At 38.4% G+C, this 23,660-nt stretch carries 25 protein-coding genes and 1 riboswitch; of the genes, 9 read left to right on the top strand and 16 right to left on the bottom strand.

What is annotated here, in order from left to right; translation table 11 throughout:
* Positions 1-89: 89 nt before the first annotated feature.
* Both ACRPLY_RS13350 and ACRPLY_RS13345 read right to left on the bottom strand, forming a co-directional pair.
* A complete protein-coding gene (locus tag ACRPLY_RS13350) occupies positions 90-1,433 on the bottom strand; it encodes a hypothetical protein (RefSeq protein WP_033579419.1) in 1,344 nt (447 codons plus the stop codon).
* Positions 1,434-1,855: 422 nt separating this feature from the next.
* Complete coding sequence (locus ACRPLY_RS13345) at positions 1,856-2,719, bottom strand: alpha/beta fold hydrolase (protein WP_432231883.1); 864 nt, start codon at positions 2,717-2,719, stop codon at positions 1,856-1,858.
* A gap of 149 nt (positions 2,720-2,868) precedes the next feature.
* Here ACRPLY_RS13345 and ACRPLY_RS13340 point away from each other — a divergent pair, with 149 nt between their 5' ends.
* The gene (locus ACRPLY_RS13340; RefSeq protein ID WP_080743170.1) at positions 2,869-3,021 is read left to right on the top strand and encodes a YflJ family protein; all 153 of its coding nucleotides are present in this window, start codon (positions 2,869-2,871) and stop codon (positions 3,019-3,021) included.
* Positions 3,022-3,149: 128 nt separating this feature from the next.
* On the opposite strand, the gene ACRPLY_RS13335 is transcribed toward ACRPLY_RS13340, so the two are convergent.
* The 3 genes from ACRPLY_RS13335 to ACRPLY_RS13325 form a co-directional block, all read right to left on the bottom strand.
* Entirely contained in the window at positions 3,150-4,082 is a 933-nt protein-coding gene (locus tag ACRPLY_RS13335; RefSeq protein ID WP_049165282.1) for an alpha/beta hydrolase, read from the bottom strand.
* A 15-nt stretch (positions 4,083-4,097) separates the two neighbouring features.
* Positions 4,098-4,652, bottom strand: coding sequence for a GrpB family protein (locus tag ACRPLY_RS13330; protein WP_274862505.1), 555 nt, complete (start codon positions 4,650-4,652; stop codon positions 4,098-4,100).
* A gap of 90 nt (positions 4,653-4,742) precedes the next feature.
* Positions 4,743-5,888 carry an acyl-CoA dehydrogenase family protein gene (locus ACRPLY_RS13325; protein ID WP_274862506.1) on the bottom strand — a complete coding sequence of 382 codons (1,146 nt, stop codon included), beginning with the start codon at positions 5,886-5,888 and terminating at the stop codon, positions 4,743-4,745.
* Positions 5,889-6,086: 198 nt separating this feature from the next.
* Here ACRPLY_RS13325 and ACRPLY_RS13320 point away from each other — a divergent pair, with 198 nt between their 5' ends.
* The 7 genes from ACRPLY_RS13320 (at position 6,087) to ACRPLY_RS13290 (ending at position 10,923) form a co-directional block, all read left to right on the top strand.
* Positions 6,087-7,292, top strand: a complete 1,206-nt coding sequence (locus ACRPLY_RS13320; protein ID WP_274862507.1) for a TcaA 3rd/4th domain-containing protein — start codon at positions 6,087-6,089, stop codon at positions 7,290-7,292.
* A gap of 182 nt (positions 7,293-7,474) precedes the next feature.
* Positions 7,475-8,254 (top strand): STAS domain-containing protein, encoded by a 780-nt coding sequence (locus ACRPLY_RS13315; protein WP_028412846.1) that lies wholly within the window; start codon positions 7,475-7,477, stop codon positions 8,252-8,254.
* 143 nt (positions 8,255-8,397) lie between these two features.
* The gene (locus ACRPLY_RS13310; RefSeq protein ID WP_013057625.1) at positions 8,398-8,640 is read left to right on the top strand and encodes a spore germination protein; all 243 of its coding nucleotides are present in this window, start codon (positions 8,398-8,400) and stop codon (positions 8,638-8,640) included.
* A gap of 107 nt (positions 8,641-8,747) precedes the next feature.
* Complete coding sequence (locus ACRPLY_RS13305; protein ID WP_013057626.1) at positions 8,748-8,990, top strand: spore germination protein; 243 nt, start codon at positions 8,748-8,750, stop codon at positions 8,988-8,990.
* A gap of 51 nt (positions 8,991-9,041) precedes the next feature.
* A complete protein-coding gene (locus ACRPLY_RS13300; RefSeq protein WP_028412845.1) occupies positions 9,042-9,545 on the top strand; it encodes an Hsp20/alpha crystallin family protein in 504 nt (167 codons plus the stop codon).
* Between the two features lie 89 nt (positions 9,546-9,634).
* Entirely contained in the window at positions 9,635-10,060 is a 426-nt protein-coding gene (locus ACRPLY_RS13295; protein ID WP_028412844.1) for an Hsp20/alpha crystallin family protein, read from the top strand.
* 44 nt (positions 10,061-10,104) lie between these two features.
* A complete protein-coding gene (locus ACRPLY_RS13290; RefSeq protein ID WP_028412843.1) occupies positions 10,105-10,923 on the top strand; it encodes a hypothetical protein in 819 nt (272 codons plus the stop codon).
* Between the two features lie 17 nt (positions 10,924-10,940).
* Here ACRPLY_RS13290 and ACRPLY_RS13285 read toward each other — a convergent pair whose 3' ends face one another.
* The 3 genes from ACRPLY_RS13285 to ACRPLY_RS13275 all read right to left on the bottom strand — a co-directional run bounded on the left by ACRPLY_RS13285 (position 10,941) and on the right by ACRPLY_RS13275 (position 15,011).
* Positions 10,941-12,224 carry an ABC transporter ATP-binding protein gene (locus ACRPLY_RS13285; RefSeq protein WP_033579427.1) on the bottom strand — a complete coding sequence of 428 codons (1,284 nt, stop codon included), beginning with the start codon at positions 12,222-12,224 and terminating at the stop codon, positions 10,941-10,943.
* Positions 12,221-13,279: a FecCD family ABC transporter permease gene (locus ACRPLY_RS13280; RefSeq protein WP_028412841.1), complete on the bottom strand. Its 1,059-nt coding sequence runs from the start codon at positions 13,277-13,279 to the stop codon at positions 12,221-12,223. The genes ACRPLY_RS13285 and ACRPLY_RS13280 overlap by 4 nt, the downstream gene beginning before the upstream one ends.
* A gap of 205 nt (positions 13,280-13,484) precedes the next feature.
* Positions 13,485-15,011 carry a cobyric acid synthase gene (locus tag ACRPLY_RS13275; protein ID WP_432231882.1) on the bottom strand — a complete coding sequence of 509 codons (1,527 nt, stop codon included), beginning with the start codon at positions 15,009-15,011 and terminating at the stop codon, positions 13,485-13,487.
* A gap of 92 nt (positions 15,012-15,103) precedes the next feature.
* Positions 15,104-15,283, bottom strand: a riboswitch (cobalamin riboswitch).
* A gap of 147 nt (positions 15,284-15,430) precedes the next feature.
* On the opposite strand from ACRPLY_RS13275, the gene ACRPLY_RS13270 reads away from it, so the two are divergent.
* Positions 15,431-15,994: a YdcF family protein gene (locus tag ACRPLY_RS13270; RefSeq protein ID WP_028412839.1), complete on the top strand. Its 564-nt coding sequence runs from the start codon at positions 15,431-15,433 to the stop codon at positions 15,992-15,994.
* Between the two features lie 58 nt (positions 15,995-16,052).
* On the opposite strand, the gene ACRPLY_RS13265 is transcribed toward ACRPLY_RS13270, so the two are convergent.
* The 8 genes from ACRPLY_RS13265 to ACRPLY_RS13230 all read right to left on the bottom strand — a co-directional run bounded on the left by ACRPLY_RS13265 (position 16,053) and on the right by ACRPLY_RS13230 (position 23,645).
* Positions 16,053-17,624 carry an APC family permease gene (locus tag ACRPLY_RS13265; RefSeq protein WP_028412838.1) on the bottom strand — a complete coding sequence of 524 codons (1,572 nt, stop codon included), beginning with the start codon at positions 17,622-17,624 and terminating at the stop codon, positions 16,053-16,055.
* 424 nt (positions 17,625-18,048) lie between these two features.
* Complete coding sequence (locus tag ACRPLY_RS13260; RefSeq protein ID WP_154973687.1) at positions 18,049-18,696, bottom strand: nitroreductase family protein; 648 nt, start codon at positions 18,694-18,696, stop codon at positions 18,049-18,051.
* Between the two features lie 200 nt (positions 18,697-18,896).
* Entirely contained in the window at positions 18,897-19,133 is a 237-nt protein-coding gene (locus ACRPLY_RS13255; protein WP_325077530.1) for a hypothetical protein, read from the bottom strand.
* Between the two features lie 136 nt (positions 19,134-19,269).
* Positions 19,270-20,019 carry a glucose 1-dehydrogenase gene (locus ACRPLY_RS13250; protein ID WP_328170731.1) on the bottom strand — a complete coding sequence of 250 codons (750 nt, stop codon included), beginning with the start codon at positions 20,017-20,019 and terminating at the stop codon, positions 19,270-19,272.
* Between the two features lie 21 nt (positions 20,020-20,040).
* The gene (locus tag ACRPLY_RS13245) at positions 20,041-21,012 is read right to left on the bottom strand and encodes a DHH family phosphoesterase (protein ID WP_098113318.1); all 972 of its coding nucleotides are present in this window, start codon (positions 21,010-21,012) and stop codon (positions 20,041-20,043) included.
* A gap of 336 nt (positions 21,013-21,348) precedes the next feature.
* Positions 21,349-21,897: a 6-phospho-3-hexuloisomerase gene (gene hxlB, locus ACRPLY_RS13240; RefSeq protein ID WP_154973691.1), complete on the bottom strand. Its 549-nt coding sequence runs from the start codon at positions 21,895-21,897 to the stop codon at positions 21,349-21,351.
* Entirely contained in the window at positions 21,897-22,532 is a 636-nt protein-coding gene (hxlA, locus tag ACRPLY_RS13235) for a 3-hexulose-6-phosphate synthase (protein WP_328170730.1), read from the bottom strand. Before hxlA ends, hxlB begins: the two co-directional genes overlap by 1 nt.
* Positions 22,533-22,634: 102 nt before the next feature.
* Positions 22,635-23,645 (bottom strand): LacI family DNA-binding transcriptional regulator, encoded by a 1,011-nt coding sequence (locus tag ACRPLY_RS13230; protein ID WP_034266759.1) that lies wholly within the window; start codon positions 23,643-23,645, stop codon positions 22,635-22,637.
* Between the last annotated feature and the right edge of the window lie 15 nt (positions 23,646-23,660).

Genomic DNA, 23,660 nt, shown 5'->3' with positions numbered 1-23,660 from the left:
CAGCTGTTTATAAAAAAGAAGAGAGAACAACCTCTCTTCTTTTTTTAGGACTCTTGACTTGTAATTCATAAGGAAAAGGAGAAAAAATATTATTTGCTTACTGGTTTCTTGCGTAAAATAACTCCAGCTGTTAATACAGCTAACGAACCTAGTGCAATATAGATCGCTGTTAGTGGGTTCATCGTTGATTCAGATGCCCCGCCCATACCTGTTTTCGGCATATCTGTTGGCATAGCTGTCTCAGCAAACTTATCGGGATTTTGTTTTACAATCGCTTCACCTAAAGCTTGGCCGACACCAAACATTAATTTATACCCTTCACGGTACGTATCATAACTTCCAGCGTAGTCGCCGGATGCATATTGCTCAAATGTTTTAATAACCGTATCTTCATGTGCTTTTATAGCTGCCTGTGCGTCTGCAGTTGGAAGGTTTCCATCTGTTGCTGTTCCTAAGAATGTACCAAATTCTTGCGCGAATTTATGGAGCTTGTCTTTAGCAGCTTTTTCTCCTGCTTCATCCCCTTTTACTTGTGCACTTACTAGTTCAGCTTGGGCATTGATGTGATCTCCTTGCCAAATTTTTTCGAATTGTGCAGCCCCTTCATCGCCATATACTGAACCGATTGCAGCTTTAAAATCTGCTGTGTTAGCATTTTCTAACCAGCTAACATAGTCGTAATCTTTTGAACCGTTGAACCCTTTTTCCATTCCCATTGTTGCTAAAGCAAAATGTTCTGCTGCTAAGCTGTTTAATGAAGAACGTAAATCTGCTGCTGGTGTATCTACTTTGGTATTGTCGAATTTATCGGGCATTTGCGTTACGATTGCATTTGATAACGCTTTACTAATGGCAAACATTTGCTGATATCCTTCGCGGTATGTTTTAGCGGCCGCTTCGTAATCACCTGCTACATAATCTTCAAATGTTTCTTTTACTTGGTCTTCATGTACGCGAAGCGCTTCTTTTGCTGCATCTTCAGGTAGTTTGCCTTCCGTAGCAGTACTTAAGAACTTAGCAAATTCATTTACGAATTGATTTACTTCTTTATCTACTTCAGCCATGGCTTCTTTGTCATTTTCTTTTGTTGCTTTTACAAAATCATCTGTGTAATTGTTATGTTCTCTGAAAATTCTTTCAAATTCAGCTGCTCCTTTATCACCATAGACAGACGCAATAGCAGGCTCCATGTCAACGGCATTTTGGTCCAATGCTTTAAACGCAGCGTCAGCGTCTTTAGAACCGTCATAGGCTGTTGTCATAGCGGCAACGGCAAGCGTAAAGTGTTCAGATAATAAGTAGTCTAAGTTCGCTCGTAAATCTGCAGCTTTTGTTACTGCCGTTGGTTGTGCTTCCTCTGCGTTTGCAATTGTGGGCATCAATAGTGAAGCTCCTAGTACAGGGATCATTAACTTTTTGCTTAATTTCATCATTTTCCACTCTCCTCATTTTTAGTTGATGTACGCTACTTTTTTCATTCTTACTACATCTTAAATCGTTAAATAGATTGAACATTTTGAATATTATTTATATTTTACCTTCATGTTCTCCCGTATTTAATGACTCTTTTTAGGAAGTATTCTCTTTCTATCTACTAAACGATTGGCGAATGACCTTGGATCACTTTTTTAAGATGTCATTTTCGTCAAGAATTCCTTCCCTTTCTACTTATCTAACGAACGCTTTGTTCAGCTAGATCACTTTTTTTGAAAAAGTTTTTAACCGCTTTTTTCAAGAAGTACTTCCTTTTCTACTTACCTAACGATCACCTTATTCTGTTGGATCACTTTTTTTAAAATTATTTTAAATTCAAAAGAAAAAGAAAGGTTTCTAAAGGAAACCTTTCTTTTTCTCTTTACTTATTTAAAAAATTCCACATCACGTTGTTTACTTCTTGAGGCTTTTCATGCTGAGGGGCATGAGATGCTTCAGCTAATCGGTGAACAGATATGTTTGGCACATATTCTTCAATACCATCTAAGTTTTCAGGCATAAAAGTAGGATCTTGATTTCCCCAAATAATTTGTACCGGGATGTTTAACACTTCTTCTTCTAACGGAAACAAAGATTTTCTTCGAAGGTCTTCTTCCGTGAAAATCTTTAAATTGCGGTAATAACTTAGCATGGACAGCACAGAGCCATTTTCCCAAGAGTTCATGTATGCTTGAACATCATCAGCTGTTAGGTATCCTTTTTTTACACCTGGCTCGATCACAAGCTTACGCAAACCTGAGAAGTTGTCTCGTTCCATATAGTCCTGTGCTTCTTGTTTTTGAAACCATTTCATATACTCGCTTGCTTTTTGCTGATTTTTATTTGTTCTAAGCTCACGCATAAATGTATAAGGGTGCGGACCGTTAAAAGCAATTAATTTTTGTACATATTCCGGGTAGCGATAAGCGAATGTCCATCCGATTCCTGCTCCCCAGTCGTGTACAACTAGCGTGCAGGAGCTATATCCTAGGCCTTCAATCACTTGGCGAATATCTTCTACTAATACATCAATCTCGTATGATTTTAGTCCGCTTGGCTTTTCAGATAAGTTATATCCTCTTAAGTCCAGAGCAACTGTGTGAAAATCATTAGAAAATTCATCTATCTGGTGTCGCCAAATATGCGAAAAGTCAGGAAACCCATGAAGAAATAGCATAAGCTCTCCTTGTCCCTTGCTTATGTAGTGCAAATTAACGCCATTTACGTTTATATACTGTTTGCTCATTGTTCATTTCCTCCTTTTATGTAGCTGTAGAGCAGTATAACGCTGTAAAAAATGAACGTCAATTCATTTGCTTCGTTCACTTCTTTTTAGTTCTTTTTATGAATATAGTTACTTATTTAGAGTGGATTTTTTTGAAGGAGTGATTAACAATGGCTCATATCTATTCAAAGGGCTGGTTTGTTCAGCAGTTAAAAGCGGCCAATATATCTAAAATCGATGGAAGAAAGCTAGAAAGTTATAAAACCTACATTCTTCGTAATTTACATGCTGAGCTTATAGAACAAGGTAAAATCAACGGCTAAAAGAGGTTGAGACATAACGAAATGAAACCTACGTTTGTCCTAATAAAAAAACGAACCACTAATCAAAATTCTTGATTAATGGTTCGTTTTTCATTTCGTCTAACATATTTTTGTCCCATCCACTTTTTTTACAGCGATTGCTCAATAAAAGATAATACGCGCTTTACATATTCTTTTTTGTATACATGATAATTTTGAACGTGTTCTGCTTTATCAGTTTTCCAGAAGGAAAAAGCATCCGGGTGTGTTTTAGCCATTTTTTCACTTTCAGTGTAAGGGATTTTTGTATCTCCTGTGCTGTGTATAAATAAAATTGGTCGAGGGTAAATATGCTCGACTGCTTTAATAGGACTAGCTTCAGCAGGATTTACATCTGCAATAACAGGAAGAATAGCAATGGTTAGCGGTGTAAATGGGAAATTTGGTAAATGAGACCATACAGATAGATTTTCTTTTAAATAAGAGGTTAAATCACTAAAAGGACTATCGGCTACCACTGCTTTTACGTCGTCATCTTGAGAGGCTGCTAATAAAGAAGTGGCTGCTCCCATTGAAATGCCGTAGAGCACAATTGGCTCTTTTGTTGTTTCTTTCATTTTCTGAATAACGCCTAATAAATCGAGCTGTTCTTTTACACCAATCGTCGTTTGATTTCCTTCTGAGTCTCCTGAATCTCGAAAGTCAAACATGACTACTCGATATCCCGCTTTTACAAATTCTTTGCTCAGCGGCAGAAAGCCAGCTCCTTGTGCTTCACGGTTATTTCCGTATCCATGTGACATAATAATGGTCGCTTTTGGCTGTTCCGTTGGTTCAATCATCCATCCTTTTAAATGGGTTATTCCGTCTTTGCTCAAAAATACTTGATTGCTATAGTGCATGCCGTAATCACTAGGATTTTTCACAGCAGGATTTTTATCTAGTTTTGTCAGGCTTATGCCTACATAAAGAGAAATGGCCGTACAAAGTACAAAACAAAGAATAACAAAGGATATCAGGCTGATCCATATTGTTTTTTTCTTTTTACCTGTATTTGTCTGTCGATTTAGAACTGGAGTCAAGCTCGTTCCTCCTTTTTATCTAAGATCATCTTTCCTATTCTTATTGCTGCTTCCCTTTGTCCACTTTAAAGCTAGCCCATCTATTTTATGAATAAAATTCGTTTTATTTTCCACATATTTTTCCGGTTCAAAGCGATAGCGATGCGCTAGTTCTGTTTTCAACGTTTCGTATTCTTTTGCTGCATCAGGGTGAGTACGCAGATAATCTCGAAACCATATATGCCGATTAATTTCTGGGTGGCCTTTTTCATAAATATGAACGTGGTGGGTTCTTTCATTTCCACCTTTTTGGAAGTATCGTCTTCCTTTTATGCCGTTTTCACCTTTTGCTTCATATCCAAGCTGTTCCATCTTTTGATTATATGTATCTACTTTTTTTATATCTTTCACTTCAATAAGTAAATCAATAATCGGTTTTGCGCTTAAGCCGGGAACAGCAGTGCTTCCGATATGATGAACCTCTAAAACTTGAGCTGACATTATAGTTGTTAAGGTGGCAGCTTCTTTTGAAAATTCCTTTTCCCACGCGATATTATGAGGTGTCAGCTGAATTTCTCTTACGGACTTCATCTTCAATTCCTCCTTTTGTAACGAAAAAACTGCTTACTATAGAATAGCCTATAATAAGCAGTTTTTCATCATTTAACATGTTATTAAGTTTTATCTAGCAAACGCCTGCTTCGCTAAGTTAATAATCGTCATATCATCCATTGGAGGGTTGTGGAGCCCAGCACGCACGTCTCTATAATAGCGCTGCAGCGGATTACTGCGCTGCAAGCTACGCGCTCCTACTATGCGCATGGCTTTGTCAACAACCGTACAGGCACTATTGGTCACTACGTGTTTGACAGCTGCTAATTCTCCCGCTAATGCTGCTCGGTCGCTTGTTTCATCCCATTTGTTTGCCACGCTGTACATAAAGTGACGCGCCTGCATGAGTTCAAGTTCCATCTCTCCGACTAAACGCTGCACATTTGGCAACTCGCTAATCGTTCCTTCAATACTATTAGGCGAATATTCTGTAGCAAATGCGACAGCATAATCTCTTGCTGCGATGGCTGTACCCATGTAGCAAGCTGGTATATGAAGCAACCAGCCGCTTGGCTCATTCTTTTTAAAGCCACCTAGGCGTTCAACAAGAAAGTCTTGTTCAATATCGACATTTTCTAGCACAAGATCGTGACTTCCTGTCCCGCGCATTGCAATCATATCCCATGTTTCTTCTATTGAAAGTCCGCTTGTTTCACGAGGAATTAAAAATAAACCGATCTCTTCTTCACCTTCAATGCTTGCTTTTACTAAGAAGTAATTTAACACTGGAGACATCGTGGTGAATGTTTTTCGGCCATTGATTCGCCAGCCTTTTTTTGTTTTTACAGCTAGCGTTTCCGGTTTGCCTCCTCGAGTAGGACTTCCTGTCTTAGGTTCAGTAGCAGCGGTATTAATAAGTGCACCTTTTTCTATTTCTTTAAAAATAAAATCGAGCATTTGCTGACTCCAAGGCTGTTTTTCACGCAAGTCCATTGTAATCCCCATATGCCATCCAATACTAAGAGCCGTAGAAGCGTCCCCTTGAGCAATTAATTCTTGAAATAATAAAAAATCATAAAGGCGTAATTCATCTCCTCCATAGTTGCTTTCTAGAGAAAGACGTGTGTAGCCAGCTTCTTTTAACTCTTGAATATTTTCAAACGGAAACGTACCTTCTTCATCTATTTTAAAAGCTCGTTTCTTAAATTTTTCGACTAGAGGTAGCAGTTTTTCGTACGTAGACTTTTGATTTTTATTTACAAATGAAACACTCATTTGCTTCATCTCCTTTTTGTATGACAGAGTGTCCCTATCGGATTAATATATAGTTCTTATCATAGCATACCTCATCTTTTCTGTGCATGTTTGGTGTGTTTATCTTTCTCGTTAAATCTATTCTTTTTCCAATTTAATGGTCTGTTTTACCTACACGTTCCATACATTTAATGGAATAAAAAGAAGGGAATGGTGTGAATGAATCAATGTCCAAAATGCGGTGCCAGTGCAAGCACAGATCAATTATTTTGCAATAACTGCGGCTTTTCTTTCACCGTGTCGCCAGCTGCAGCTAAGCATAAAAAGAGCTGGTATATTGGCGGGGGTATTGTGCTTATACTTCTTTTAACTTTTGTATTTTATTTCTTTTTCTCTGGTTCAGAAGAAAAAACGGCTGACCGCTTTATTGAGGCATTGGAATCGAAAGATACAGCTGTGTTAAGAGAGTTATTAGACTCTTCGCAGTCTACTATAGTTATTAATGACACATCTATTCAAGCACTGTTGGATGCAACTTCCGATGGTTCTATTTTACGAGACGTTGAAAATGATTTGAAAAATAAATCGAGTATCTACTTTACAATAAAAGAACAGAAACATTCACTACTCTTCAAAAAACAGTACGTGGTTGTGCCGTCATCATATTATATCTCCCTCACCACGCCAGAGGATGCAACAGTTACAGTCAATGATACAAAACAATCCATATCCAAAAATCAAACGCAAAAAATAGGGCCTTTTATGATTGGAAATTACCCGCTTACAGCTTCTTATGAAAGCTCTTACGGAAAGCTTACAGACCAAACCACTGTAAATTTTCACCGTCAAAAAGAAGAAAATATATCTGTTGTATTTAAAGGGGCTTATGTTACAATCTCATCGAATAGAGATGACGCTATTTTATTCGTAAACGGAAAAAGCACGGGGCTTCAGGTGAATAGCTCATCACAAATAGGGCCTGTTGCCACGGATGGAAGCGTCACTGTTCATGCAGAAGTGCAAAAAGGCAGCACCACGTTCAAAAGCAGTCCTTACACCATTCAAAATGAAGAAAGTATTATATTAAATATACAAACGCCGCCCGTTGAAAAGGAAAAAACCGTCATAAAAGAACGAGAAGTAATCGTGCCTGGGCCGCGCTCTTATGCTACTTCAAGCTCTTATATTCTTCCGGGTTCGGATTCTTACAAATTAAGTTATGGTGATATTAGCAGTTTGAGCTCGAGTGAACGAAGGCTAGCTCGAAATGAAATCTATGCGCGGCATGGGTATGTATTTAAATCGAAAGATCTTCAAGCCTATTTTTATGAAAAGTCATGGTATACACCTGATTCATCATTTAGAGACTCCTACTTATCAAGCGTTGAAAAATATAACATTGATTTTATTAAATCATATGAATAAAGTGAACTCCCCTTTACCCAGGGGAGTTTTTTGATTGAAGCGAGTGCTTACTCCTACGTTTTTTTACATACCATGATCCCTACATACGTTAATAAATTTTTTATAGCCTTCTTCATTCTTTTCACTGTAAAATATAAAGTAGATGTACATAAACTTACTACACGCATAAGGAGAGATGGAGAATGAATGGAATTGGACGACTTCCACAAAAGCTTAATGGACATTTGATTTTAGAAAATATTCAAGAAACCATGATTATTGCGGATCAAGACTATCGTGTGCAGTGGATGAATGCAAGAGCAATTGAAACACTTCAGCCAGTACTCCCAATCTACCAGTTATCTCATATCGAAGAGTTAATTGGAAAGCATATGGACTTCTTTCATTCCAATTCTGAAGAAGCGGAAAATTTACTCACCTCTCTTCATACAACCTACAGAACGCGTATAACGATTGGCAGTCAATACGTAGCAGAAGCTGTGATTCACCCCATTGATACAAAAGACGGCGAGCGTTATGGCTACTTGCTTATGCTATTAGACTTTACAGATCAAGCCGAAGCAGAGCTTGAAAAAGAACGGTTAATTGAGGATTTGTCCACTCCTTTATTAAAGATATGGGACGAGGTTTTAGCTGTGCCCATTACCGGTAAGATGGATATAGAACGTGGAAAGAAGCTAACTGAAACGGTATTGGAGGCAGTTGTAAAAGAACAGGCGCGCTATTTGCTTATTGATTTATCTTCCCTTCATTCATTAGATGAAGAACACGGTTATTATATTAACACGCTCCACGATGCTTTGCGTTTGATTGGTACCACTTGCCTTATTGTTGGTCTTTCTTCAAAAATGGCTCTGTCGCTTGTAGATTCTCAGTTTAATTGGCGAACATTTTCCACTGTCCAACAAAGCATCTCTTACATTTTAGAAAAAAAGAATTGTCGTATTGCACCCATTTCATAAGCCCATCATATCATTAAGTAATCCTCTCTCAATCGCTTTTTCCTTCAATCGGAAAAGGCGATTTTAGTTATGAGGAATTGTGAACGTTTAGGCACTTATCATCATAGGATACATTAATCAACCATAGAAAAGGGTGAGAGCCTATGCCAAGTGTTATTAACATTTATAATTTAAAGATCAACAGTATCTCAAGCAACGGTTCTGTCAACATTGGCGAAGCACTCCATAACAGTCACACGGCTCATTCAAAATCCACTGGTACGAACTCTTCTTATGGCGATGTCTCACCTGCTTCCTCGAAAATGCGAAACATTTATATCGATCCTGATACAAATGACCAAACAGATATTGCAAACGTTGATCATGTCAATGGTTATCAGCAGTGATATAGGGCAATGCTTGTCAACAGCATGACGACAAACGGTGAATACATTCTCTCTGAACGCAATAGGCCGTTGGAGTAGAATGAATAAAAACAGTAAGGAGTCTCTTTATGCCTCTTCAAATTAACGTTTTTAATATCGTAACAAACGGTGTCACACAAAACGCAAATATTGATTTCGGTTCCACCATTCAAAACAGTCACACGGCGAACTCAAAGTTTAACGGCGCAAATTTCTCTTTAGGTAACTTCTCTCCTACTTGCTCTCAAATGAATACGGGCGTGTTAGATCCTGACGTAAGCGATCAAGATCAAATTGCAAACCCTTCAGCTCCAATTGGAAATCAAATTTAGATTTAACGATTTTGTCGTTTTACTTGGCACATTACAAGGAGGTGTGTAAATATGTTTCCATTTGGAAAGTCTCCGTTTAAAGGAATGATGGAAAATATCCCAAAAGGAATGGCATCTAAAGACATGAATAAATATATTCAGCAAATGATTTCTTCTACGATGTCCCATTCTTTTCCGGATTTTATGCAAGGAAATGAATTCTTTAAGCAGGCCCAAGACATGATGAAAGAACAGCAGGATGTGGGAAATGAAGGTCATGGACAACAGCTAAGAAGATTTGATTCAAACGTCATTAATACATTAGACGAATGCATTGTTCAGTTAAAAATTCCTAACCGCGATATTGTATCAAGCATTAAAGTCTATCATACTCCATACGTGTGTACGATTGAAGGAATAGATGGAGAAGAATCCTTCAAAGAAGAAATTCAGCTTCCTTGTTCGGTTCGCAAAAAAGGTACACGCGCCGTATATCGTTCCGGGGTGTTGGAAATCCGGATGCCTAAACATGTTAATATTCCTATGTCTCAAATAGACGTCCACGATTTAGATTAAAGTGGACGTTTTTTTCTGTTTTCATGCATACATATAAAATAGAAAGCGGCAAAAGGCCTTGTTTTATTTTTTTAAAGAAGGTGACAAATATGAATCATGGAAAGTTTAAAAAGTGGGCAGAAACGTTACAAGAAGAAAACCATACAAAATTTTGGGAAAAGATTTTTGACGATGATCCTGAAGAAAAGAATGATACGGAAGCAGATGCTTCTCCTCAAATTGTAAATGAGTATCGAGATTATCCTTTAATTGATGTATACGAATGGGCAAATCAACTGTTAGTTGTGATTGAAATACCCGGTGCTAAACGAACAGACGTCGAATTGACCATGCATGAAAATACTTTACACATATCCGGTTCATCTCTTTTAACGATGAAGGATGCAAATGTTCTTCACAAAGAAAGACGTGAAGGAACGTTTCAACGATCAATCATCCTTCCACCTGCTGTAGGGGAAGCGCCGTGTCACGCATCATTTAAAGATGGTCTATTGCACGTGAAATTTGATTTGTAATTTATTGTGCAGAACTATACGTAGCATGAAAGGCAGGGAATTTCATGTTTTCTAAGTGGTTTAAACAATCGCCTAAAATTGAAACAGTCCGCAAAATAAATCCGTCTTCCCTTCCAACCAAAAAAAAAGTAAGTCCCATAGACCAAAGCTCTAATCAAAAGCGGAAAGAATTACCCGAAAAGATGAAAACTAAAAAACAGTCTAATCTAAAGAAACCCCCTCAGCAGCCAAAGAAGTTGCCGAGCCAAACGGAGCCTAAGACATCTGATGAAGTTGAATTCACAAAACCTGTTCATTCGTCAGATTCAGCGCTGAACCTGCAGGGAATTATTGATCAAGTGACGCGTTTAACCGACGCGATTCCTAAAATAGAAGAGCTTCATCAGCAATTACATGAATCAGCTCATCTTATTCAATCATTGTCTCAACTGCACGAGCAAACAGCTCATTTACTTTCGGCTATGCAGTCAGCTCCTAATTTCGAAGACATTCAAAATCAGCTCTCTGCGTTAAAGGAAGAATCGTCCAATACAGCTTTATATGAGATGGTGAAAACTCTTGACAAAAAGATTGATGAAGTAACTCAGCCAAAGCAGTCCATTGTTGTTGAAAAAATTATGGTGGAAAAAGTATTGTTAGACAAAATTGACCTTAGTAATAATTTTGGCCAGCTAGGAATTAAAGATTTGACCGGCCACTTAAACATTGGTACAACTTACAGCGCTGACTCTGATCAAGTGGATGAAGAAGTCAAAGACTTATTCTCTGTTAAGCTAAAAGAAAAAAAGATTGATGAACATACAACTGAGACAACGATGAGTTCAGGAGGTGAAACAGAAAAGCCTGATCACTCCGAAGAATAAAAAATGACCGCTACTGCTTATTTAAAGCAATTGTCGGTCATTTTTGTTTCCATAAATAGTTGTAATTCTTTCTGTAGGCGTTCCATTAAGAACGCTGAAATTTCTTCTTGATTTTCTTCTTTATGATGAGATGATGCTACAACAATACGGCCTGTTTTTCCTAAGAAAGCCCGGTATTCAATTACCTTCATCGCAGCATGAAGTAGGTTCGCGTCCGAAAGCGGTGTATTTGTTAGTAGAACAATATTCATTTCATTCTCTTTTTGTCCATGTGTCAGTACAGTCAGCCACGAGTAACCTTTATCGTCTTTTAAGCGAACTTCATGACTAGATAAAGACGCAGATTTCCACGCCGTGTTAGAACTGCTTTGCTGTTGAACAATTTCTTGACACCAGTCTAGACCTGTTTCATTGGAACCCAGTGAAAGAGTTCTCAAAGGACGAGCAAAGGATAAACATAGCTTGCCCGGTTCCTTTTGCAACTGATACAACTCATGGAAGTCCGTCTCTGGATATTGATACGGCGGCACAAAAGCAATTTGCCGCTTGTTCACAGCGGGATGGTGAAATACATGCAAATCAACGCCATATACTCTTTTTAACGTAGCTGCATCCTGAAAAATGGCATCCATCCCCGTTTCTTCTACTCTTCCATCTTTCAATAATACGGCATTATCTGCAAACAGCGAGGCAATGTTGAGATCATGCAAAATGGCCAGAACCGTCAAGCTCATTTCCTGCTGTAACGTTTTTAACAGCTGAAGCAGTTCCATCGTATGTTTTACATCTAAGTGATTCGTTGGTTCATCAAGAAGTAAGTAGTCAGGTTCTTGCGCCAGTGCTTTAGCAAGTAAAACCCGCTGTTTTTCTCCACCGCTCAGCGATTGAAAGGTATGATTTCGATAGTGCCAGACGTTTGTTAATTTCATCACGCTTTCTACCACTTCTTCATCCTGTGCTGATACAGTGCTAAACAAACCTTTTGCCTGATAAGGATAACGTCCAAGTGAAACAATTTCTTGAACCGTAAATTCTAATCCAATTTGATTTTCTTGCGTCATGACTGCAACTTTTTGCGCCAGTTGTTTTGGTGAATAAGCCTTCACTGACTTCCCTTCTACCTTCACTTCTCCTGATTGAGTGGTTAATACATTCATAATTAAGCGAATAAGCGTTGTTTTTCCGCTTCCATTTGGTCCTAGTAAAGCAACAAAAGAACCTTTGTCTACGGTGAACGTGATGTCACGAACGGTCGGTTTCTGTTTATCGTATCCTCCCGTCACATTATATAGTTCAATCATGATATTCCTCTTTTCCGCATACGTTCTTTTACAAGCAGCAGCGTAAAAATTGGCGAACCAATTAAGGCGGTTACGACTCCAATCGGCAGTTCACGAGGTTCTAATATCGTTCTTGCTAATAAATCGGCTAAAACCAAATAACTTCCTCCGATTAAAATAGAAAGCGGCAGTACATGCTTATGATTAGCTCCCGCTACGAGACGCACTACGTGGGGAATAACTAAGCCAACAAATCCAATTGCCCCAGATACTGATACCGCAGCCCCGGTTAATACGGATGCACCTATTAAAATCATTCTTTTTTTCTTCTTTACGTCTATCCCCATAAATTGAGCGGATTGATCGCCAAATGCTAAGCCGTTCAGCTCTTTCACATGTAACAGCAGCATAATCGTACCGACTAAAAAGAACGGCCCTAAAATTTGAATATGCGACCATCCTCTCATTGATACGCTTCCCATTAGCCAATATAAAACCTGCCTTACATCTTCTTCAGGAGAAAGAGCTACAATTAATGAAATAAGCGCGCTCATAAAGGATGATAAAATAATCCCCGCTAAGATGATGGTTTCATTGGCCAAATTGCCGCTTGCGAGTTTCGTAATACCAAAAACTAAAAGAAGAGTAATAAAACCAGATACGATGCCGACTACAGGCAGCGTGAAGATAGACAAACCAAAAATACTCCAGTGAAAATAAATTGCCATGACAGAGCCAAGGGTTGCACCTGAGGAAACTCCGATCGTGTAAGGATCTGCAAGAGAGTTTCTTAATAGCCCTTGAAAGGCAGCTCCTGCTATTGAAAGCGAAGCTCCTACTAAAAATGCCACCAGTACTCTTGGAAAACGAATTTGCCAAATGATTAAATCCATGTTTTCCGGACCGTGATATAAGGATAGTCCGGTAAGGTGGCCAATAATAATTTTGATTGTATCTCCTACGGTTAACGAAACTGTACCAATAAATACTCCCATAATCACCGAAGTACATACAATAAATAAACTGACTATGTATAAAATAGATGCTTTGTTTAAAAAAATACGTTTAAAAATCAATACTTTCAGCTCCTCTAGGAAACGAGGCGTGATGTTTTACATTACATTAACCATTCATTTTCCTGTCCATAAACCATGTTTCCATCCTACATAGTATTGGAAACAATCATCTTTTATTTGTTACGAGTGCTAGACTGTTGAACTAGGCAACGTAGAATAGCGTACTAAAGTTCTCGGTGAAAAAACAAGCGAAAACCTCTACAAGCTACACTTTTTGTGCTTGCTCCGGGCTTTTATAGTTGTCTATTAAATGATACAGCTTTTCCATATCTACAGCTTCTCTCACATATGCTGCTGCTTTTGAAAAAGACTCCTCTTTTTGCAGGCGACTGTTGAATGTATCCGTAATAGGCGGCAATTTTTTAAGTTTACGAATTTGATTAAGCAAAGCTCTGCGCAAAGCATCGTTATGAAACACATCATGAACATACGTGCCAATGATGTTGTCTTTAACCGTTCCTTCTTTTTGATCATCTACCACCGCAAAGGCTTCCGTTATGCTTTTAGAAACCGTCTTTCCCATATGAATTTCATAGCCTTCAATCGAAACCTTCTCACTCTCTAACTGAACATATCCAGAAACTCTTTCTGTTTTTTTGCTGGTTGTCATAACGGTTTCCACTGGAAGCAAACCCAGCCCTTTAATAGATTCAATCCGGGACTCTACTGCATCGGGGTCCGTAATTGTCTCGCCTAACATTTGATATCCCCCGCAGATGCCAATAACGTGAGCGTTTGTTGCGTTCAAGACTTGATTAATGGCTAGAGCCAGGCCGCTTTCTTGTAAAAACTGCGCATCTTCAATCGTATTTTTGCTTCCTGGTAAAACAATTAAATCAGGCGTACCTAGTTGTGATGGCTTGGTTACAAGTCTCACATGACAGTCTTCTTCTAAGCTTAGAGGATCAATGTCCGTAAAATTTGAGATGCGAGGATACGAGATAACCGCAATATCGATTTCTTTTAACGGATTCACAAGCGTTGAGTAATTTCTGAGTGATAGCGAATCTTCAGCGTCAATTTCCACGTCGTGCATATAAGGAATCACTCCTAGTACCGGAACTCCCGTGTATTCTTCAAACCACTTCAACCCCGGTTTTAAAAGCTCTAAGTCTCCTCGGAATTTATTGATTAACACTCCAATTACTCTAGGTTTATGTTCATCTGGAAGCAATTGAAGAGTACCCACCAGACTCGCAAAAACCCCTCCTTTATCAATGTCTCCTACTAACACAACAGGGGCTTGGGCTATCTTTGCTACGCGCATATTTACCAGTTCCCGATCGTTCAAATTCACTTCAGCAGGACTTCCAGCACCTTCAATCACAATTCGATCATAATGATTGGCAAGCTCTTTATAAGACTCCGTGATAACGTTCAAACCTTCATTAAAAAATTCTTGCCGATACTGAAAAGCAAACATATTACGAAGCGGCTTTCCATGAACGACAATTTGAGATTCATGATCACGAGTTGGTTTAATTAAAATAGGATTCATATTGGTTGTTGCTTCTACTCCAGCCGCTTCAGCTTGAATTCCTTGCGCTCTTCCAATTTCTTTTCCATCCATTGTAATGTATGAATTAAGCGCCATATTTTGCGATTTAAACGGTGCAGTTTGATAGCCGTCTTCTTTAAAAATACGGCAAAACGCTGTAGCAATCATGCTTTTTCCAGCGTCTGAGTGCGTTCCTTGAATCATAAGAGGTTTTCCTTTTTTCACTTTTTCCACTCCCTATCACATAAAAAAACCTTAACTGTAAAAGTCAAGGTTTGGTCATGCGCTCATTAACACATTGTCTTGACTTATTTCTCCCACCGAAAAATAAGGGGTTTTTAAAAGCAGGTCTCCTGGCTTATGCTTCATTTTACTTCTGCATCCTTCCTAGTTTGACTAGTGGGTCTTTGCAGGTTCATCCACATTTACAGTAGCGGGGGCTGCACCGGATTTACACCGATTTCCCTATTATCCTCCTTAGAGGCACTTTTAAAATCATTTATTCTTTATTGTAACGAATTTTATAACCATTCACAATAACGATTTTCTTCTATTATTATATATTACTGTGTTTATACTTATTTGGGTCTCGTATGCTATAATAACAATTATTTTCCAAACATCTTATGAAATAGCTAGGAAGGTGCTCGTAGTTGAAGAAAAAAATCATTTATATCTTTATTAGTTTGCTTGTTCTTTATGCTGTAATCATGTCTTTTTGTATGTATCAAACCGCTCATCAGCCTGTTCCGCAAAAAGCAGATTATGTGCTCATTTTAGGTTCGAAAGTAGACGGAGATCAAATGTCTCCTAGTTTAAAAGAACGAGCAAAAACGGCTTTATCTTATTTAAAGACTCATAAACAAACAAAAGTTATCGTAACGGGTGGAAAAGGATCCGATGAAGAAATTTCTGAAGCAGAAGCAGCCTATCGTTTTCTACGAAAAGAAGGAATTAAAAAGAATCGAATGATAAAAGAGGATCAGTCAACTTCTACTTTTGAGAATTTCACTTTCACTAAAAAGAAAGTTGATATTCAACACAAAAAAGTCGTGCTTGTTAGCAGTGATTTTCATTTATTTCGCGCCTCTATTATTGCCAAGCGTCAAGGTTTTGACGTTTATCCTTTAGGTGCAAAGACACCAAATTCAATTAAACTTCAAGCCTACTTTCGTGAGTATGCTGCTATCTTAAAAACGTGGCTGTTTGATAAATAAATAGAGTACGCCCCTATACAAACGAAAAACACGGCATGAATTCATGCCGTGTTTTTTATTAATCATCCGTATCGATAACTGCTTTTGGCAAACCCGTGTATTTCGCCCAGTAGAAAATACCGATTGAAACAAGAGCAATTAAAATTAAGTCAAGCGGGTTGCTTAGCACACCTTGTCCTCCACCAAATGAGCCTAGGTAAGAGATAACAAGCATAATAATATAATAAGCAACTAGCCACCAAGCAGATTTAAGCTGCTGTGCAAATTTTACAACGTCAGTTGGTACGTATTTCTTAAATGCTACGTAGATAACAACCATTAGAAGCTGTGATCCTAGAAGCCAAGAAATTGTCGTCCATCCTGACCAATATACGATGTATGAACAGAAGATAAATGACACAGGAGCAATAACGCTCATGCCTTTTAATTTGAAAGGCTTTTTAAGGTCTTTTGCATTTACTCTGAATGCAGCAGCTGAAATTGGCGCAATCGCATAAGACAGAATAAGTGCTACTGAACATACGTTTACTAGCGCTTCCCAAGAAGGAAATGGCAGTGTCCAGAATACGGACATTCCAAACGATAGCCATAGTGACGCACGTGGAATTCCTGTTTTCTTATCTACTTTTGAGAAACGTTTAAATAGTGTTCCATTACGAGACCAAGCATAAACTAAACGAGAAGTTGTATTCATGAAGATGTTCCCGTTACCGCCTGGTGATAAAATAGCATCAAAAATAACAAGCGTTACTAACCAGCCAAGGCCTAAAATAAGTGCAATATCTTTAAATGGTAAAGAGAATTGCTCTTGAATTGTTCCCCATCCTCCTGATAGCATATCAGCCGGAATGTTACCAATGAACAATACTTGCAGTGCTGTGTAAATAATCGCTGAAAGTACAATACAGATAATGAGCGCGATTGGAATATTACGCTGCGGGTTTTTAACTTCACTGGCTACAGAAACAATAGGGTGAAGTCCTAGGTAAGCAAACATAACGCCACCTGTTGAAATGGCTGCTTGAATACCATTAAAACCAAACGGAGTAAAATCGCCAGTTGTAAAGTTAGCTGATTTAAAGTGATAAGCTAACACGACGATAATTGTAAGAGGAACCGCATATTTGAACACAGATATAATAACATTTGACTTAGCAAATGCTTTTACACTTACGTAGTTAATGATAAAAAATAGCGTTAATAACGCGAACTGAAATAACCAGCCGATTGTAGTAGGCGATTCAGAACCATGTTTAGTTAGACCAGGAAGCCAAAACGCAACATACTGACGTACAGCCGTTACCTCGATGGCAATCAAACTTGTGTAAGCAATAATGGTAATGAATGAAATTAAGTAACCCACTAAATGACCATGTGAGTAAACCGGATAACGGATAATTCCACCGGTACGCGGCAGCGCTGCTCCAAGTTCAGCATACACTAAACCGATAAGTAAAATAATGACTCCGCCAATCAGCCACGAAAAACTTCCGGCTGGACCAGCCTTTGACGCTACGTTACTAACCGCAAATAACCAGGCGGAACCAAAAATAGCTCCCATCCCAATTAACGTTAGGTCAAGTAACGATATTGATTTTTTAAACTTTCCTTGATTTCCTTGATCAGACATAATATCCTCCTTTAAAATTTCCACTCCACATATCTACGCCCTTGCGTCCGATATGGGATTCTTTACATCATCCTCCTCTTACTAAGACCTCACAAGTGGATATGTTAACAAATATTCTCTAAAAAACCAAGTTAAAAACTTTTTTTTTTGTAAAACATCGTTGAATTGCTTATGTATAGCGCATAAATTCCACAGAAGATTTGAGGACTACTCCTCTTATTTAACCGCATTTTTCTTAGGTTAAACATAAAAGAATATTCAAACTATTTACCGTAAAAAAGGGTCTGAGATATAACAAAATCAACCGCTAGAAGCAGCTACATACGCAACGCCTACGCTTGCCATACCAATAAAAAAATCCGAACGATGAATCGTTCGGATTTTGCTTCAACTAAAATAATTTTGTCCGTACCTCTTTTTTTGCTTATTTAAATACTTTTACACGTTCACTTAGTGGTTGAAATTCTTTTTCACCCGCTGGCGCCACAGGATTACCAAATGGCATTTGGGCAATTAATTTCCATGAACTCGGAATATTCCAAGCTGCTTTTACTTCATCGTCAATCAATGGATTGTAATGCTGCAATGTTGCTCCTAGGCCTTCGAGCTCAAGCGCTGTCCAAATCACATGCTGCAGCATGCCTGATGATTGGTTAGACCAAACCGGGAAATTTTCGCTGTAAGATGCGAACTGCTTTTGCAGCCCTTCAACTACTTCTTGATCTTCAAAGAAAAGAACTGTTCCATAGCCGCTTCCGAATAAGTTCATTTTTTGATCCGTATCTGAAAAATTTTCAGCTGGAACAATTTTACGAAGCGTTTCTCTCGTAATATTCCACACTTTATCATGCTGTTCGCCAAATAAAACGACTACGCGTGCGCTTTGGGAATTAAATGCTGAAGGAGTATGTTTCACCGCAAAGTTAATAATTTCTTCAATTTTTTCTTCTGACATTTTTACATTTTTATCAATTGCATAAATAGAACGTCGGTTTTTAATTGCTTCATAAAAATCTTTTCCAACCTGTTGTTGATCACTTGATTTATCAAATAATTTATCTAAAAAACCCATTTTCCACACTCCTAATTGTTTGTTTTTTTAAGCTTAAATTGCATGTTTATACCCTTCCCCCTGATAAAAGGAGATAAACAAGATATAATGAATTCTTATATCTCTAATTCGAGATATTAAACTAAAAAAATATTAATTGAAATTTAATTACTTTATGTAACTTACTTTACAATGATTATTATTACCTGTCAACAGAAAAATTATTTTTTTTTGTTGATCATCAAAAGAGGTTGAGACATAACGAAATGAATCCAATCTAAAATAAACAAATGGGATATATGAGCTGAACCGCTTTTGATACCGCAGTTGATTTCCGTGCACGACTTCGCTTTCCGCGGGCGGCCGCTGAGCCTCCTCGTCACTTGCGTTCCTGCGGCCTGCGGGGTCTCATCTGTTCCGCTTTTTCCGCAGGAGTCTTCGTCGTGCCCTTCAATCAACTGCTAGAAGGAATGAAACAGGTGAAACCTACGTTCACCGTAATAAAAAAACGAACCGCTAATCAAAAATTTTGATCAAGGGTTCATTTTTTCACTTCGTCTAAAATATTTTTATCTCAGCCTTTTTTATAGATACTTAATGTTCATAAATCATCTTTCGCGTCATTCCCCCGTCTACTACGAGGTTAGCTCCTGTTACAAAATCATTTTCGACGTTTGTTAAGTACATACACGCTCTTGAGATATCCGCTGGCGTTCCTACCCGATTAGACGGATGCTGCGTATGATCGATTTCACGAAGGCCATCGTAGTCAGATGTCTCAATCCATCCTGGAGAAATAGCATTTACCGTGATGTTGTCATCACCAAGCGAAACGGCAAGTGCATGAGTTAAAGCAACGATTCCTCCTTTTGTAGCAGCATAGGCTTCTGTATCTGGTTCAGACATTGAAGCTCTTGTAGAAGCTAAGTTTACAATGGAGCCTCCGCTTTCGTTTTTCCTCATCACTTTAGCTGCTTCGCGAGAACATAGAAACACGCTGCGCAGGTTCGTATTGATAATGTCATCCCATTCATCAATGGTTAGCTCATACGGTGATTTCCAGCGAGAAACGCCTGCATTATTAATCAAAATATGTATCGTTCCATACGTACTGACCGTTTTTTCAACGAGATGTAAAATGTCGCTTTCTTTTCGGACGTCTGTTTTTACAAAAATGGCTTCTCCGCCTTGTCTTTGAATAGCTTCTGCGTGACGCTCGCCTTCGGTTTCGTCCACATCTGCCAATACCACTTTTGCTCCTTGTTTTGCGTATGCGCGTGATACATCTTTTCCTATTCCATTCGCAGCTCCCGTAACAACAACAACTAAATCTTTAAATGACATATCATCTCCTCCTTATACGCTTTATTCACTTTTTTCTTCGTCTTTAAACAAGTGATCCGTGACGAAAAGAGCAAATGTTTCAGCCGTTAACTTGCATCCAGAAGCTTTTGGATGACCCCCTCCTCCAAGGTGCCCAACAATTTCGGCTAAGTTGATTTCGTCTTTTACTGCACGGAAGCCAATCTTTTGGCGTCCCATGTCCACCATAACGGAAAAGTCGATATCTTCGTTTTCTAGACACAGTGCATTTCCTAGCTCAGACTGATATGTATCTGCAAATACAATGCCTACGTTGTACGCTGTTTTAGCAATTTCAACACTTTCTTTTATGATTTGTTTTTGCTTGTCGTAAATATATTTTTCAATCTTTTTTTCTTCTGCTTCTAGTAAAATTTCGTGTTTGTCCGTAAACGTAAATTCTTGATTTTCAGTATGGTACGATTCACGAAGCGTTTCTAGAATGGTCTCTTTAAATTCTTCATGCGGGATTAGATAATATAGGTGATTGAGGCGCTTTGCTTTCAAATTATTTTCATGAAACCAGTCCCACGTATCAAATAAGCGCACAAGTTCTACATATTCATCAAGCAACTCCGTTTTTTGAAGCATGTTGTTGCGCACTAAGTAGTCGTAGAAAAGAGATGTAGCTGCTGTCTTTTTACCGTTTTCGTCTTCTGCAATAACATGAACCCAATCGTATTTCTCAGCTAGTGGAAGAGCAGAGATATGATGGTCAATAAGAGTGATTTTTTGTCCTTTTTTTACCAGTTCATTTAATTTTTCCGCTACTTCATCGTTTACGCTAATATCCGTTATGTATAAAGCTGTGTCTCCATCGTTTTCTTCTTCAATAAAATGCGTCACTGTGTCATTGATGCGGCCAATGCTTACCGTGCTGTAATCAAAGTTGTCGTCGCCAAACGCTAACCGACCCAACAGTGCTGGACTTACCCCGTCTAAATCGTTATGTGAAATTAATTTTATTTTTGTCATCAATCAAAACTCCTTTATTTTCAGTCGCCTTAGTATATGTACCGGCTTGTATATTATAGCAATTTCAACATAAAAATGCTGTTATTTACTTTGAAGAGAAGGAATATCTTCGCAATAAACAAAAGTGAAGTAAACGTTTAGACTTACCTGTATCAAAAGAGAGTGAGACATAACTACATCGATCCAATCAACAGCTAGAAGCAACTACACACATGAAACCTACGCTCACCAATACCAATAAAAAAATCCGAACGAATGTGATTCTCCATCAAGAATCTCGACTCATCGTTCGGATTTTCTTTTAACCAACCTACTTTTGTTTCAGCCTATTTCCACTTACTCTAAATTGCTGTGCTGTTTAAACGCCTGTTCATGATCCGTTTGGTTCAAATTCCCGTATTCTAAGCAAATCGTATCAAACACAACATGAGCACATTGATCAAACAATGAACCAAGCGGCTGAATAGAAGCGGCTTCATTTTCGCTTCGGTATTTGGTTGCAGCGGGAATGTGCAGCAGCTCATCAGTATGAGCAGTTAATGGTGATTCTGTACTAGCTGAAATGCCGATAACTGAACATCCTACTTCTTTGGCTTTTTTAGCTACGCTCACCACTTGCTGTGTTTTTCCTGAGCCTGATACAGCCACCAATACGTCACCTGCTGCAATCGAAGGAGTAATAGTCTCTCCTACAACGTATACTGTTGCACCTAAATGCATCAGTCTCATCGCAAATGATTTGCCCATTAACCCGGAGCGACCTTCGCCTATAACAAAAATTCGTTTCGCTTGGTAAAGTGAAAACGCTACTTCTTCTATTTGCGGTTCTTTTATGTGATTCATTACGGCTGTAATTTCATGTAAAATCGTTTGTGTTTTTGTCATTATACGTTCCCCCTGCTCATAAATAAGCCTTGAAATTCAGCAGATGCCTTTGCCACATCCGCACTTTTTGTAATTGCTGATCCAATAATCGCGACGTCCGCTTTCATTTGAAGTAATGATGCTGATGAGGCTGGATTAATTCCTCCTGCTACTGCTATTTGCGCATCTGAATGAAAATACTGCCGCAAATTTATTTGACTCAGCGATTTTCCTTCTTTTTCTTGCTCGTCTTTGCTGATATGATGGCAAAAAATAGCGCTTCTATAAATACTTACTTGCTTTTGCGAGCTGCTTGACGTGTTTAATAAATCAACCATCATTTTTTTATTCCATTTTTCGCTGACATTTGCACACGTCTCTATCGTGGGTAAAGGTGATACGCCCATTACTGTTGCTATATCTGCTCCTGCTTGATAGCACATGGTAAACTCATACTCTGCGTTATCGATCGTTTTGATATCTGCTACAATCGTTTTGTGCGGAAATGCCTGTTTGATTTTATAAATGCTTTCAATTCCATACTCTTTTATAAGAGATGTACCTACTTCAATCCAATCAACATAGGGTTCTGCCAGCTTGGCAAGGATAATAGCTTCTTCAATTGTGACGCGATCTAATGCTAATTGTATCTTCATCTTTCTTCTCCTCACTTTCTACTAAACCGGTTTAGTAACAGCGTAAAAAAAACGAATATTTTGATGAGCTAAAAAGAGCACGCCATAGGCGCTCTTTTTAGCTTAATGCGACAACGTTGTTTCTCGAATAATTAATTCACATTCATACTGGTACTCTTCATAAGCTATCTTTTCTTTCAAAATTTGTTTAATAAGTAAATCTGCTGCTTTTGTTCCCATGTCAAAAGCAGGCTGCGAAATCGTGGTAACGGCAGGCGTTGCTACATCTGCGTAAGGAATATTATCATAAACAATTAAAGATAAATCATTCGGGATATTAAATCCGTGTTGTTTAATAAATTTCTGCACTTCAATGAACACTAAATCGTTTCCAGCCAGCAGCGCTGTCGGCGGATTATCGGCTGCAAATAGCTTCTCCAGCGCTTTTTGCATGTCCGCTTTTTTGCAGTTAATAATCATAAATTCATTTACAGGCATATTGGCTGATGTTAACGCTTCTTTGTACCCTTCTACACGTTCAATCCGGGGTGTAATAGTTAATGGTTCTGTAATGATCGCTATATGCTTATGTCCAAGCTCGAGCAGATGCAAAATAGCCTGTTTTGTGGCTTCTTGGTTGTTCGCCACTACGGATGGAATTTTTCCTTTTACATCATGAATTTTACGATCCATAATAACAACCGGATATTCTTCTTTGATCATCTGCTCATAAAGAGAAGTATTGGCACCCGTTGGAAATAAAATAAGGCCATCTACTTGCTTTGCTTTTAACATATTAATATATTTCTTTTCTTTATCAGGGTCATCATCTGCGTTGCAAATGATGGCATGTATATCTTGCGAATGGCAATAGTCTTCAATGGCACGAATGACTTCAGTAGAAAATCTGTGCATAATATTTGCGACAATAATCCCGATCATCGACGTTCGCTTTTGTTTTAAGCTCCGTGCTAGATAGTTGGGCTGATAGCCCAGTGTATCAATCGCTTCTTTAATTTTCTTTCGCGTTTCTTCGCCCATATATTCGTATCGCTTGTTAATGTATTGTGATACGGTGCTTTTGGAGACATTTGCTGCTTTTGCAACGTCCAGCATAGTAACTTTTTGCATCATGATCCGTCCTTTTCA

Origin of the sequence: Priestia sp. TGN 0903 (assembly GCF_050846855.1) — a bacterium.
In the GTDB taxonomy this organism is placed as follows: Bacteria; Bacillota; Bacilli; order Bacillales; family Bacillaceae_H; genus Priestia; species Priestia zanthoxyli.
This window is presented reverse-complemented; position numbering and strand designations above follow the sequence as displayed.